Annotated in this window: 13 protein-coding genes; 8 read left to right on the top strand and 5 right to left on the bottom strand. The window is 70.4% G+C overall.

Features of this window, described 5'->3' with window-relative positions:
- The first annotated feature begins 219 nt into the window (after nt 1–219).
- The 4 genes from smc to VM889_02245 all read left to right on the top strand — a co-directional run bounded on the left by smc (nt 220) and on the right by VM889_02245 (nt 6,566).
- Nucleotides 220–3,831: a chromosome segregation protein SMC gene (smc, locus tag VM889_02260; GenBank protein ID HVL47361.1), complete on the top strand. Its 3,612-nt coding sequence runs from the start codon at nt 220–222 to the stop codon at nt 3,829–3,831.
- Entirely contained in the window at nt 3,828–4,739 is a 912-nt protein-coding gene (locus tag VM889_02255; protein ID HVL47360.1) for a hypothetical protein, read from the top strand. Before smc ends, VM889_02255 begins: the two co-directional genes overlap by 4 nt.
- Before the next feature lie 8 nt (nt 4,740–4,747).
- Complete coding sequence (scpB, locus tag VM889_02250; protein HVL47359.1) at nt 4,748–5,452, top strand: SMC-Scp complex subunit ScpB; 705 nt, start codon at nt 4,748–4,750, stop codon at nt 5,450–5,452.
- 73 nt (nt 5,453–5,525) lie between these two features.
- Complete coding sequence (locus VM889_02245; protein HVL47358.1) at nt 5,526–6,566, top strand: hypothetical protein; 1,041 nt, start codon at nt 5,526–5,528, stop codon at nt 6,564–6,566.
- Here the strand turns inward: VM889_02245 and VM889_02240 are convergent.
- Nucleotides 6,491–7,600, bottom strand: a complete 1,110-nt coding sequence (locus VM889_02240; GenBank protein HVL47357.1) for a hypothetical protein — start codon at nt 7,598–7,600, stop codon at nt 6,491–6,493. The genes VM889_02245 and VM889_02240 overlap by 76 nt on opposite strands.
- A gap of 41 nt (nt 7,601–7,641) precedes the next feature.
- Nucleotides 7,642–7,959: a hypothetical protein gene (locus tag VM889_02235; GenBank protein ID HVL47356.1), complete on the bottom strand. Its 318-nt coding sequence runs from the start codon at nt 7,957–7,959 to the stop codon at nt 7,642–7,644.
- An 87-nt stretch (nt 7,960–8,046) separates the two neighbouring features.
- Here VM889_02235 and VM889_02230 point away from each other — a divergent pair, with 87 nt between their 5' ends.
- From VM889_02230 to VM889_02220, 3 genes are read left to right on the top strand one after another with little or no spacing between them, the layout of a single operon-like run.
- Nucleotides 8,047–8,760 carry a zinc ribbon domain-containing protein gene (locus tag VM889_02230; GenBank protein HVL47355.1) on the top strand — a complete coding sequence of 238 codons (714 nt, stop codon included), beginning with the start codon at nt 8,047–8,049 and terminating at the stop codon, nt 8,758–8,760.
- A 40-nt stretch (nt 8,761–8,800) separates the two neighbouring features.
- Nucleotides 8,801–9,880 carry a DUF1614 domain-containing protein gene (locus VM889_02225; protein ID HVL47354.1) on the top strand — a complete coding sequence of 360 codons (1,080 nt, stop codon included), beginning with the start codon at nt 8,801–8,803 and terminating at the stop codon, nt 9,878–9,880.
- The gene (locus tag VM889_02220) at nt 9,877–10,422 is read left to right on the top strand and encodes an RDD family protein (protein HVL47353.1); all 546 of its coding nucleotides are present in this window, start codon (nt 9,877–9,879) and stop codon (nt 10,420–10,422) included. The genes VM889_02225 and VM889_02220 overlap by 4 nt, the downstream gene beginning before the upstream one ends.
- A 264-nt stretch (nt 10,423–10,686) precedes the next feature.
- Here VM889_02220 and VM889_02215 read toward each other — a convergent pair whose 3' ends face one another.
- Together VM889_02215 and VM889_02210 are read right to left on the bottom strand one after the other, a co-directional pair.
- A complete protein-coding gene (locus tag VM889_02215) occupies nt 10,687–11,178 on the bottom strand; it encodes a peroxidase-related enzyme (protein ID HVL47352.1) in 492 nt (163 codons plus the stop codon).
- 26 nt (nt 11,179–11,204) lie between these two features.
- Nucleotides 11,205–11,366, bottom strand: coding sequence for a hypothetical protein (locus VM889_02210; GenBank protein ID HVL47351.1), 162 nt, complete (start codon nt 11,364–11,366; stop codon nt 11,205–11,207).
- Nucleotides 11,367–11,451: 85 nt separating this feature from the next.
- On the opposite strand from VM889_02210, the gene VM889_02205 reads away from it, so the two are divergent.
- Entirely contained in the window at nt 11,452–12,408 is a 957-nt protein-coding gene (locus VM889_02205) for an EF-Tu/IF-2/RF-3 family GTPase (GenBank protein ID HVL47350.1), read from the top strand.
- 239 nt (nt 12,409–12,647) lie between these two features.
- Here VM889_02205 and VM889_02200 read toward each other — a convergent pair whose 3' ends face one another.
- Nucleotides 12,648–13,487 (bottom strand): enoyl-CoA hydratase/isomerase family protein, encoded by an 840-nt coding sequence (locus VM889_02200; protein HVL47349.1) that lies wholly within the window; start codon nt 13,485–13,487, stop codon nt 12,648–12,650.
- Between the last annotated feature and the right edge of the window lie 28 nt (nt 13,488–13,515).

Genomic DNA, 13,515 nt, shown 5'->3' with positions numbered 1-13,515 from the left:
GAGGTCCCGCAGCAGGTTCCACCCGAAACGCCTGCTCCACGCGAAGCCGCACGCGCAGGGCTGGTTTCCAGCATTTTGCGAGGTTCCACCGGAAACGGCCTCGAAATTTCCTGGGAAACGTACATAAAGCGAGGGAACGTTTCGCATCCCGGGATGGGACGCTGCACCTGGGGTGGTCGGAGAAGCCACTCCGCGAGCCGCGCCCGTTGAGGTGAAGCCTTGCACCTGAAGCGCGTCGAGCTCGAGAACTTCAAGAGCTTCGGTCGGCGGCTCACGATCCCGTTCCTCGACGGGTTCACCGCCATCACGGGGCCGAACGGCTCGGGCAAAAGCAACATCGGCGACGCGATCCTCTTCGTCCTCGGCCCGAAGTCGAACAAGGCGATCCGCGCGGGCAAGCTCACGGACCTCATCTTCAACGGCGGCAAGGAGCGCAAGCCCGCCGACATGTGCCGCGTGTCGCTCGTCTTCGACAACGCGGACCGCGTGATCCCCGTCGAAGAGGACGAGGTGACGCTCACGCGCCTCATCCGGCTCTCGAAGAACAACCCCGAGAACTACTACTCCTACTTCTACGTGAACGGCAAGCCCTCGTCGCTCACGGAGTTCGACACGCTGCTCGCCCATTCGCGCATCAGCGCGGACGGCTACAACATCGTGCGCCAGGGCGACGTGCTGCGCATCGTCGAGATGACCCCGCTCGACCGCCGCCGCATCCTCGACGACATCGCGGGCATCACCGCGTTCGACGAGGACATCGCGAAGGCGAACGCGCAGAAGGGCGAGGTCGAGCAGAACCTCGACCGCATCCGCATCATCCTCGACGAGATCGAGCGCCAGCTCGCGACGCTCGAGCGCGAGCGCGACGCCGCGCTCAAGTACAAGACCGTGAAGGAGGCGCTCGACCTCGCGAAGGCGAAGCTCGGCAAGCGCCGCGAGGAGGCGCTCGTCGCGGACCTCGCGCGGCTCGGGAGCGACCTCGCGAGCCACGAGCGCGAGCGCGTGGAGCTCGAGACGACGCTCGAAGGCGTGAAGGACGAGATCCGCGAGGCCGAGGAGGCGCTCGCGGCGATCGAGCGCCGCATCGCCGACCGCGGCGGCCCCGAGGCGCAGGCGCTCCGCGCGAAGATCGAGGATCTGCGCGCCCGCACGGTCCGCGCGACGGAGCGCGCGAACTACGCGCGCCAGGAGATGGACGACCTCAAGAAGGACCGCGCGGGCGTCGAGGGCGACTTCAAGCGCGTCGAGAAGGAGCTCGCGAAGCTCCTCAAGGAGAAGTCCGCGCTCGAGGCCAAGGCCTCCGAGGCGGAGTCGAAGCTCGCGACGGCGGATGCGGGCCTCAAGGCCCTCCGCGAGACGCTCTCCTCGGGCCAGGGCCGCGCCGCGGAGCTCGAGCGCGAGCTCGCGAAGATGCGGGCCGAGCACGAATCCAAGTCCACCGAGCTGCACGAGGCGACGCTCGCGCGCGAGCGCGCCGTCGACCGCGTTGACCGGCTCAAGTCCGCCCTCGCCGAGGCCGAGGAGGCGAAGGGCACCGCGGAGTTCGAGATCCGCGACATCGAGTGGGAAGCGAAGGAGATCCGCAAGGAGACGGACGGCTCCACGGGCGACGTCGAGGGTCGCCGCAAGGCGCTCTTCGAGAAGAAGCGCCGCGAAAGCGACGTCTCCAAGGAGCTTCGCGAGCTCGAGCCCGCGATCCGGTCGCTCCAGAACGACTACTCGCGCCTCAAGGCCGAAGCGGACGCCTCCGAGGCCGTCTCGCGCGGCTACACGCGCGCCGTCGACGCGGTCATGACCGCGCGCGACCAGGGCAAGCTCAAGGGCATCTGCGGCACGGTCGCGGAGCTCGCCGACGTGCAGAAGAAGCACGCCCGCGCCATGGAGGTCGCGGCGGGCGGGCGCATGCAGGCCATCGTGACCGAGACGGACGCGGACGCCGCGGAGGCGATCGAGTTCCTGAAGCGCAACCGCCTCGGCCGCGCCACGTTCCTCCCCCTGAGCAAGATGGTGCCCGGCCGCCCGGCCGGCAAGCCGCTCATGGCGGTCCGCGACCCCTCGGCCGAGGGCTTCGCGATCGACCTCATCTCGTTCGACGACAAGTACCGCCCCGCGTTCTGGTACGTCTTCCGCGACACGGTCATCGTGAACGGGATGGACGCCGCTCGGCGCCTCATGGGCGGCGTACGCCTCGTCACGCTCGAGGGCGAGGTCATCGACGCCGCGGGCGCGATGACGGGCGGCCACGACGGCGACCGCGACGCGAAGCTCAAGTTCGGCGCCGTCGCGCGCGAGGACGTCGAGAAGATCGCCTCGAAGCTCCGCGCCGCCCTCTCCCACCAGGAGACGCTCTCGCAGGAGCTCGCCGACCTGCGCGTCGAGATCGAGTCGCTCGAGAAGACGCTGCGCGACGCGGGCCACGCGACGGCCGAGAAGACCGCGCGTCTCGCGGAGCTCGAGAAGAAGCGGAAGACCTTCGAGGAGAAGCTCGCGGGCCTCGTCGCCGACGCGGACGCGAAGCGCGTCGAGCTTGCGGCCGCGGAGGCCGAGGTCGCCGCGCTCGCGGACTCCGTTGCGACGCTCACCGCGCGCCTCGGCGAGATCGAGGCCGAGCGCGGCGCGAAGGGCAAGCTCCTGCTCCAGGCGACGGACAAGGACCTCGCCGCGGAGCTCACGCGCCTCCAGACCGAGGTCGAGACGCTCAAGGACGAAGCGCGCGGCGCGCGCTCCTCCGCCGAGACGAAGGCGCGCGAGAGCGTGCTCGTCGAGGAGCGCAAAGCCGAGATCGCCGCGCGCCTCGAGTCCATGACGGCCGCGCGCGAGACGCACGAGAAGGCGCTCGCCGAGGCCGAGGAGGCCATCAAGGCCGGCGAGGAGGAGCTCGCGGTCCTCCTCTCGATGGAAGCCCAGCAGAACGAGGAGATGCGCGGCCTCCACGCGGAGCGCGATCGCGCCTACCAGCGCAAGACCGATCTTGCCCAGCGCGCGGAGAAGCTCCGCGAGAAGGCGCAGGCCCGCTTCGACCTCGTCCTCCAACTGAAGACCCGCATCCCCGCGGTCGAGGAGGCCCTCGCCGAGGCGCGCGCGGAGCTCGCCCTGATGGCCGTCCAGCCGCCCGTCGAATTCCCCGAGTCCGCCGACGAGCTCAAGGCCGCGGTCCGCCGCGGCGAGAACGAGCTCGAGCGTCTCGGCAACGTGAACATGCTCGCGCTCGAGGAGTACGACCGCCAGGCCGCGCGCAAGACGGAACTCGTCTCCGAGACGGAGCACCTGAACGTCGAGCGCGAGAAGCTCTCGAGGCTCGTCGAGGAGATCGTGGCCCGCAAGAAAGAGGGCTTCTTCCGGGTGTTCGACGAGATCAACAAGAACTTCGGAGACGTGTACGCGCGCCTCTCGGACGGCGGCAAGGCGGAGCTCGTCCTCGAGTTCCCCGAGGACCCCTTCCAGGGCGGCCTCACGATGCGCGCCCAGCCGAAGGGCAAGAAGGTCACGCGCCTCGAAGCGCTCTCGGGCGGCGAGAAGTCGCTCACCTCGATGGCGTTCATCTTCGCGATCCAGGAGTACAGCCCGTCGCCGTTCTACTATCTCGACGAGGTCGACCAGAACCTCGACGGCATCAACTCCGAGCTGCTCGCGCGCATGGTGAAGGCGAACTCGCACCACGCCCAGCACATCGTGGTCTCGCTCCGCAAGGTCACCCTCAAGGAGGCCGAGCACGTGTACGGCGTCACGATGGTCGAAAGCGGCCTCTCCGAGATCGTCGGCGAGGTCCGCATCAGCGAGATCGTCGAGGAGCCCGCGCCGCAGGCGACCGTGGGCGGAGGCGCGGAATGACGGTCGTCGCGACGACCCTCGACGACAGCGAGGTCGTCCGCCACCTCCTCTTCCACAAGAGCCTCCTCAGCGAAAGCGACGCCGGCGAGCGCATCAACCAGTATCTCGCGCTCCTCAAGGAATCGAAGGAAGGCGAGCACATCACGATCAAGGATCCCTTCGATCGCAGCCTCGCGCTCGCCTTCGAGCTGGTCCTCGCCGAGCACTTGGACCCCTGGGACATCGACCTTGCGCGCTTCGCGGCGCTCTACCTCGAGCAGGTCCGCCAGCGTCCCGAGATCGACCTCATCACCGCGGGCCGGCTCCTCGTGATGGCCTGGACGATCCTCAAGCTCCAGAGCGAGGAGGCCAAGGCCCGCGCCGAGCCCCCGCCGCCGCCTCCGGAACCCGAGCCCGTGGACGAATGGTTCGGCGTCGAGGCGGCCACCGGCGAGGAGGCCGATTACATGTTCACGCACGGCGTCATCGAGGGCGAGGCGCCGCTCGACGAGAAGATCCGCCACCACGGCGACCGCAAGGTGACGCTCTTCGAGCTGGTCGAGGCGCTCGAGGACGCGCGCCGCGAGGCCGAGCTCCGCGCGACGCTCGCGGTCGAGCGCGAGGCCGCGCGCGCCCTGCGCAAGGAGAAGGCGGGCGGATCGGTCCAGGGCCGCGTACACAAGGAAGACCAGGAGCGCGACGTCGCCGAGGTGTGGGAACGCATCCTCGGGCGCAACGGCCACCCGATCCCGATCACCGACCTGCAGGGCCGCACGCGCGACGAGCTCGTGAAGACCTTCGTCTCCGTCCTGTTCCTCGCGCGGCAGAACCGCGTGAAGCTCTGGCAGGACGACTTCCCGTACGGCCCCATCTACGTGCAGAACGCCGAGCTCGCGAAGACCGAGAACCAGGGCCCCGTCCAGAACTAGGTGATCCGATGCTCTCCCCCGCGACCGAGGAAGGTTCCGCCCCCGAGACCGCGCCGCGCGGTGGCCACCGCAAGATCGCCGAGGGCCTCGATCCCGTGCGCGTGGTCGAAGCGGCGCTCTTCTCCGCGGGGAAGCCTCTCGGGCTCGACGAGATCGCCCAGAACACGGGGCTCACCTCGGGCGTCGCGCGCGACGCGCTCAAGGCGCTCGCGAAGGAATACGACGCGCGCGAGACCGCCCTCGAGATCGCGCGCGCGGGCGACAAGTGGGCCATGCAGCTCAAGGCGACCTACGCGCCCACGGCGGAGCGCCTCGCGCCGATGGAGATCCCCGTCCGCGTCCTGAAGACGCTCGCGCTCATCGCGTACCACCAGCCGCTCCTCCAGAGCGATCTCGTGGAGATGGTGGGCGCGAAGGCCTACGACCACGTCCACGACCTGAAGGAGGCCGGCCTCGTGACGAAGCGCGTGCACGACCGCAGCTTCCTGCTCGTCACGACGCCGCGCTTCCCCGAGTACTTCGGCATCCCGTCGACGGACCGCGAGGGCATCAAGCGCTTCCTCGCCGATCGCATGGGCATCAAGCTGCCGGACGACGACGGCCGCGGCAACAAGAAGCTCGCCGCCTTCGAGGGCGAAGCCCCGACGGAGACGGCGCAGGCCGATATCCCGAGGGCCGAAGGGTACGATTCGGGCACTTCGTCGCAAAGCTGAAGACCCCACGGTTGGACGGTCGTACCACAAGCCCCTTCGCGCCCTCGCGGCGCGGCCGGGGCATGGGGGATTCGTGAGCCGCAGCACCTTGAGCCTCAGCCTGCTCGCCGTTTCGCTCATGGCCGCCGGTTGCCTCGGCGGCCCCGCGCGGACCTCCGGAAGCGGGGGCGGGGAGGACGACGTCGCCCACGCGCCCGTCGAGGCCTGGTCCCCCGGGTCGTGGTGGTCGTTCCGCGTCCTCTACGACGAGGCGAAGTCGTTCGACGTGACGCTCGTCGTCGCCGAGACGCATCCCACGCACCACATCCTCGGATCGAACGTGACGAACGGGTTCTTCGGCCTGCCGTTCAATGGGACCGTGAAGCGGCCGAACCTCGAGCCGATGCTCGGCGGCGAGCCCTGGCGGCTTTTCGACTTCCCCCTCGAGGTCGGCAAGACGTGGACCTATGCGCTCTTCGGCCATGAGCTCGTGGCTCGCGTCGTCGGCGTGCACGGTGGGATCTTCGATCTCGAAGCGACCTCGTTCGGCCAGCGCATCATGACCTACACCTACGACCCGGACGCCGGCTTCTTCTCCCGGCTCGCCATCTTCGACCCCGGCGAGGGCGGCGCGAAGGTCGTTGAAGCGACGCTCCTCGACCACGGGGACGCCTATTCCGCGGGTTACTACGTGACCGTCCCGGTGCGAACGATCGACGCCCGCTTCCCGGACACCACGACGGGAGCTTCGTGGAAGGTCGATCCGCGCTACGAGCGTCTTACCGCGCTCATGCTCATCGAGGGGAGCGCGGGCGAGTTCCGCGCGCGCCTTCTCGACCCCTTCGACCGCGTCCAGCAGGCCGCGCAGGTGCACGTGTACGGCGTCGCGTACGAGTCGCGCGCCGTCGACGTCGCGCCCGGGCTCTGGAAGCTCGAGGTCCTCGGCCTCGGCGTGGGGCGCCTCCATTTCGAGATGCTCGGGGTCGAGGCGCGGGGGGCTCCCTCGAAAAGCCCCCCCATCGACGCGAGCGTCGATCTCGCGGCGATCCTCGCCGCGGCTCAGCCGCCGCGCACGACGCCGGCCTTGCCGCACGAGGGACACACGACCCTCGTATCGCTTTCCGTCGTCTCGTAGGGGATGACGGTGGCGCAGGCGGGGCAACGCGTCATGCGGAACCGCGCCGCGCGCGGAACGGGGCTCGCCGCTCCCGCGGGCGCGGGCGGGGGACGGACGAGAAGGACGTAATACGCCGTGACCATCGCGGGAACGAAGGGCGCGGCGAGCCATTGGAACGGAAGGGCCGCGACGTCGACGGCCTCGGGCGTGGGCGCGAAGCCCGTCGCGAACCGCATTGTCTCGAGCGCGAAGCCCGACACCGCGCGCGCGGCGAAGAAAAGCGCGACCCAGGCGAGGACGACGAGGAGCGCGAATCCGATCGTGCGCGCGGCGACGGCGAGGTCGCGCCCGTGCCGGAGGGAGGCGACGGCGGATCGGGACGAGAGCGCGGCGGCGGCCGGAGCGAAGAGGAGCCGGCTCGCGAGCCACAGGTAGACGGGCCCGAGCACGAGAAGCGCGACGAGGAACGCGATCTCGGGACCTCCCCCGAGGGCGTTCGCGACGAGCGCGGCGACGAGGAGCGACGGGATCGCGGCCCCGATCACGAAGGCGACGACGAGGAGACCGAGGAGAAGGAGCCTCGGGAGCCGCTTGACGAGCGTCTCGAACGCCTCGCTCGTGCGGACCTCGCGACCGTCCTCGAGCGCGCGGGCCGTGAGGACCGCGGAGGCGCCGAAGAACGCGATGAACATCAGCTCCTCGACGAGCGCGAGCGGCACGAGCACCCCCGCATAGCGGACGAGGGCCGCGGTGTCGGGCGCCTCGCCCTCGGCGGGCGGGGATGGCGCCGGAACCGTGGCGGAGGCGAGGACGACGACGGTTCCAAGGAGGGCCATCGGAAGCCAGAAGAGGAGATACTTCGGATAGTGCCGGGCGGCGGCCCCGAGACCGGCCTTCACCGCCGTCCAGGGATCCACCGCGTTTTCGGCGTGGAACTCGGCCTCCGGGGGCGAGGCGGGCGTCGACGACTCGTGCCCGCACGCGGGACACACCTGCGTCGCGGCGCCGTGGACCTCCGGAACGCGTCCGCCGCAGCGCGGGCAGTCGAGCATCGTCGCGGGCTACGCGGATGCCCGCCAAATACCTTTTGCGCTCATGCCCGCTCGTCGCCCTGGAGGATGGCGGCCTGCGCTTCGCGCCCGGCCGCAAGGATCGATTCCGCAAGCGCCTTCGCCGCGGGCGTCGCCGACGCGAAGACGCCGCCCTTCACCTTCGCGACGAGGGCGACCCCCTTCGCGTCAGGCTCGAGGCGGTACCAGGCGCGCGCGCCGGGGCCGACGACGCTCGCGTCGAAGACGCGCGCGCGGCCAAGGGCGAGGCCGCGCTTCTCGAGCGCGTTCCGCAGGCGGTGGTCGAAGTGGTCGAGCGCGGCGTCGCACTCGAACACCCACCGGCGATGGATCGGCGCCACGCGATCCGCGAGGCGGCGCGGGGTTCTAAGGCTTGCGACCGCGATCAGGACAGGAGCCCTTTTCCGGCGCAGCGCCGGTCACCGCCCATGACCCATTGCACGCGATGCGGCGCCCCCCTCGGCGCGACCGCGCGCTTCTGCGCCGCATGCGGCGCGATCGTCGAAGTCGGAAGCGCCGCGCCCCGCATGTCGCCCCCGTCCGCGCCGGCCGCTCCTCCCGCGCTTGCGGGCGGCCCCCCGGGTCGCGTCCAGGACCCCGTCCTCGTCCCGGTCCTCGTCCTCGTCACGCTCGGCATCTATTACTTTTTCTGGTCCTGGCGCATCGCGAAGGAGACGGACGCGTTCGCCGCGACGCCCGGACGCGCGCTGACGCCGGTCAAGATCGGCGTGATCGTCACCGGCGTCGCGATCGCGATCATGCTCCCGGCGTACGTCATGATGTTCGCCGGATTCGTCGAGGGCCTTCCGCCCGCCGTCGCCGACGGGTCCCGCGAGTTGACGCCCGAGGAAGCCGCGATCCTCGCCGAATCCGTCGCGCCGTGGGTGGGCCTCGTCCTGCTTGCCTTGATCGCCTCCCTCGCGGGATATGTCGCGCTCCTCGTCGGACACTGGCGCGTCTGGAGGGTCATCGAGGCGGACGAACGCGCCCGCGGCGCGCCCTCCCCCCTGAGCCCCGCGCTCATGCTCGTGTTCATCGCCGTCCCGTACCTCAACCTCGTCGCGATGTGGTACGCGTTCTACCGCGTCCAGAAGGGCCTGAACGGCGTGTGGCAGGCGCCCGGCCGCGGACCGGCCTGGTAGAATCCGAGCGCTTAAGCCCCGAAGCGGTCGTCCTCGGGCGATGGCGCTCGATGCCCTCGCGGGCGCGCCCTGGCCGTTCATCCTCGCGTTCTCGAGCCTGGGCCTTCTCTGGCTCGCCTTCAAGGGACGGGAGAGCCTCCTTGCCGAGGCGGGCTTCGGACGGTGGGAGGTCGCGCTCCTCTGCCTGGGGTCCATCGCGGGCTGGGTCGTGAACGTCCCGGTTTTGCCTCTCGGCGACGCGTACCTCGCCGTCAACCTCGGCGGCGCGCTCGTTCCCGTCATCCTCGTGCTCGGATGGCTCCGCACGGGCCGCCTCGGCGCCCTGTCCGCGCTTCTCGGGATCGCCATCGTGTCGTTCGTCGCGCACGCGATCGCCCGCTTCGATCCGCAGGTCGGCATCGTCGCCTCGTTCCCGAGCTTCTTCCTTCCGTCGATCGCGGCGCTCCTCTTCGCCGTCGCGATGAGCCCCGCGCGGCTCGTCCGGAGCGTGCCGCTCGCGTACGCCTCCGGCTCGATCGGCGCGCTCGTGGGCGCCGACCTCCTGAATCTGCCGCGCCTCCTCGAAGCCTACGGCGGGGCGGGCGACGGCGCGCGCGAGTCCGTCCTCGTGAGCCTCGGCGGCGCGGGCGTCTTCGACATGGTCTCCATCGCGGGCACGCTCGCGATGGCCGCGGCCCTCGTCATCGTCATCCCGATCGAGAGACGCGCCGTTCCCGTCCAGTATCCCGGCGCCCGGCCCGCGCGGGTCTGGAACGCCCGCCGCCTCCTCGCCGCGTTCGGCCAGCTTCGCGACGCGACGCCCGGAGAGCACGCGCTCGCCGGCCTCGCCCGCTCGAACGAGGCCCTCGCGTCGGGCGACGACGTGGGCGCCGTCCGATGGGCGCACGCGAGCGTGGCGGGCCTCCTCCACGCGGGCGACCCGCCCATCGGGCGCCTTCTCGAGGAGGTCACGCCGGACGACTTCAAGGACGACGTCGCGACGCTCGACGCGCTTTCCTCGCGCGCGGACCTCGGACGACGCGAGGCGCTCGCCGCGAACGAGGCCGCGAAGTTCCTCGTCGCCGCGCTCGCGCGCGCCGCGAACGAGAAGACCGAGCGCCTGCCCGGAGGGAGCCTGTGAACGTCCTCGCCCCCGCGCCCGCGGCGCTCGCCGTGCGCTTCGGCCACAGGCCGCCCACGCCCGTCCCCCAGCCCGGCCTCACGCGTCGCGCGGGCGCGTTCGCGATCGACCTCGCGATCCTTGCAAGCCTGACGTGGCTCGTCGCGATCGAGCTCCTCGCGCTCGGCCTCGTGGAGGTGCGGCCGCTCTACGTCGCGGGCAACGACCTCGGCGAGCCGCTCGGTCTCCTCTGGCTCCTCGCGCTCGTGGACCTGCCGGTGACGCTCCTCTACTTCACGGTCGCGGAAGGGTTCGCGGGAGGCCGCAGCCTCGGGAAGCTCCTCCTCGGCCTCAAGGTCGTGAAGGTCGAGAACGGGCGCCCGCCCGACGTCCTCGACGCGTTCCTCCGCAACCTCCTGCGCCTGCTCTGGATCGGACCTTTCGCGCCCGTCTTCCTCGCCGCGGACTTCTGGCTCATGGCGACGGGAGAGCTCGAACAGCGGACGGGCGACCTCGCGAGTGGGACGATGGTCGTCCTCGACCCGCGCGAACCCCGGCGGTGAGGCGGGGATCCACGGTCGGAGGATGCCCTCGAATCCCCCATGACGCGTGGGACGCCATGCGTCGCCTCCTCGCGCGCCGGGCTTGCTCGAAGTTCGTCTCGACGCCCGTCGACGGCGCGGGCCTCGCGCTCGCGAGGCGACGACCGCGCTCGAAACCGGGCTCCGCGACGTCGAGGCCCGGCTCGCCGCGACGGCGTGATCAATACTTGTACTGCCGCGCCTCGGCCTTCTCGAGGCCGACGTCCATCGAGAGGACAAGGCGGTTCACGAAGTTGAAGAGGCCGCGATGGCGCCCGCCGCGAGGATGTCCTTGTCCTCGAAGCCGAGCGCGCGGAGGCGGTCCGCGTCCTCGTCGCGGATGCCTGCGGGGTCGCGCGTGAGCCGCTTTGCGAAATCCGCAAGCGCGCGATCGCGCGGCGCGAGCGGCGCGCTCGCGGGGTCCCGCGCGAGCGCCTCGACGAGGGCCGCGTCCTTCTCGTAGCGGGCGAACGCCTCCGCGTGGTGCGTAACGCAGTATTCGCAGCGGTTCGTCCGCGAGACGACGGTGCCGACGAGCTCGCGCTCGCGCCGCGAGAGGCCCCCGCGGCCGTACATGAGCGTCAGGTAGAAGTCGAGGTGCGCGAGCATCAGCTCGGGATGGAGGCTCGCCACCTGATGGACCTCCGCGACGCTCCCGCGCTCCTTCGCGATGCGCGCGTAGGCCTCCTTCAGCTGGCCCTCGGCTTCGTCCGACCGGATGATGCGGATGCGCGCCATCGCGCGTTCCACGCCGTCGCGTGCCTTCACCTTTGCGAGGCCGCGCGCCGCGAAGATCGGGAAGGGTCCTCGAGGAAGGCGCATTCCTGGCAGGTGTAGCGGTATCCCTCGCCGTCGAGCCTCACGAGGCGCGAGACTTCGAGGACCGCGCCGCAATGGACGCAGACGCCGGTCGATTTCGCCGCCATGGATGGCGATGGTCGCCGCGGTGCAAGGGCGTTGCCTCGGACGGCTCTCCCAAGCTTTATCTCGCGGCCCCCGCTTCGCCGCATCATGCCCGGCGTCACGGTGGCCCTGCTCGGCAACCTCGCCTACGCCCAGGAGCTCGGGAAGAAGAGCACGGAGAGCGACGTCGCCCTCTACGCCTACAAGGAGGGCGACACGTTCGTCACGACGGTCGTCCCGATCCGCTACCCCGAGAAGCCGCAGCCCCTCGCGTATGCGCTCGCCGCCGCCGACGTCGGCCTCCTCGTCGTCTCGGCCCTCGACAAGGTCCTCGGCGAGACGGTCGTCGCGGCGGACGCCTCCGGCCTCGCGCGCGGCCTCATCGTGATGCAGAACTACCTCGCGCCCGAGCAGCTCAAACCTCTCCTCAAGGGCACCTCGCTCGAGAACTGGACGGTCGTCGAGGACAACCCGATCAAGGTGCGCCAGGCGCTTGCGGAGCTCGCGCCCGCGCCCCGCGAGGGCCCGACGCGCATCCCGATCGACCACCACTTCGACGTGAAGGGCATCGGCACCGTCATCCTCGGCTTCGTCCGGCAGGGCGAGGTCGCGAAGCACGCGGACCTCCGCGTGTACCCGACGAAGAAAACCGCGCAGGTGCGCTCCATCCAGGTGCACGACGTGGACGTCGCCACGGCGACTTTCGGCGACCACGTCGGCCTCGCGCTCAAGAACCTGCAGAACGCGGACCTCGACCGCGGCTTCACGCTCGCGCCCGAAGGCTCGATGAACGTCCTCGAGGCCGCGCACACGAGCGACCTCGAGGTGCGGGTCTCGAAGTGGTTCAAGGCCGGCGTCAACCCCGGCGCCGTGCTCTACCTCGCCTCGAACTGGCAGTTCGTGCCCGTGAAGGTGGAGACGGGTTTCGTCACGCCCGGCAACCAGGGCCGCATCACCATCCGCCCGCAGAAGCCCTTCGCGATCGAGAAGGGCGAGCGCGTCGCGCTTTGGAACCTCGACGACAAGAACCTGCGCGTCGTGGGGTCCGCCGTGAGCCTCGGGTGAACCTCCCCTTCGGCGAGATCGCCGTTGCTCCGACCGGCGTGAACGCCGCGCCACCGGCCCGCGGGCCCGGCGCGTCGAGATTCCACACGAGTTCGACGCCCGAGCGCCGAGGCGCCCGGCGGTCGGCGCTCACCCGGTAAGCCGCTATCGGAGGCGTAGCCGCCGCTCGACCGTAGAGGGATGGAAAAAGGTTCGAACCCGGGGCCGCGCGGCCCCGGGGTCGGATCGAAGCCCGTCCCCTACTTGCCCTTAAAGTTGGGGACGCGCTTCTCGACGTACGCCGCGATGCCTTCCTTCGCGTCCTCGGACTTGAAGAGAAGGCTCTGCAGCTCGCGCTCGACGGCGAGCGCTTCCTCGAGCGGGATCTCGGCGCCGGTCTGGACGCTGCGCTTGATGTGGCCGACGGCCATGCTCGCCTTGTTCGGCGGGCAGAACTGGCGCGCGTAGTCGAGCACCGCGGCGCGGAACGCCTTCACGTCGCCGGCCATGATGTCGTTCACGATGCCCCAGTCCTTGGCCTCCTCGAAGGTGAAGTTGCGGCCTTCGACCATGAGCTGGATCGCCTTCGCCTTGCCGACCATGCGGACGAGGCGCTGCGTGCCGCCCGTTCCGGGGAGGACGCCGAGGTTGACCTCGGGGAGGCCGATCTTGCCGCCGTCCTTGCGGGCGATGCGGAGGTCCGCCGCCATCGCGATCTCGAGGCCGCCGCCGACCGTGTGGCCGTTGAGCGCGGCGATCACGAGCTTCGGCGTGTGCATGAGGCGGTTGAGCGTCTCGTTCGCGTGGAGACAGAAGCAGTACTTGAACGACGGCGTGACCGAGTTCAGCATGCTGATGTTCGCGCCGGCGCTGAAGAACTTGTCCCCGGCGCCCGTGAGGAGGAGGACGTGGACCGAGTCGTCGAAGCGGGCCTTGAGGATCGCCTCGTCGAGCTGGCGCATCATCTCGTGCGTGTACGTGTTCGCGGGCGGGTCGTCGAGCTCGATGATCGCGACGCCGTCCTGGACCGTGTAATGGACGATCTCGCGGTCGCCCTTCGTCGTCGTGGAGGCCATGAGTTCACCGGATTGGCGGGGCATGGCGGGAACCCAAGATAAACGTAGCGGG

The sequence above is a fragment of the Candidatus Thermoplasmatota archaeon genome, from assembly GCA_035540375.1.
Taxonomy (GTDB): Archaea; Thermoplasmatota; SW-10-69-26; order JACQPN01; family JAJPHT01; genus DATLGO01.
Note: the sequence above shows the minus strand (reverse complement) of the source record. Positions and strands in the feature narration are given on the sequence as shown.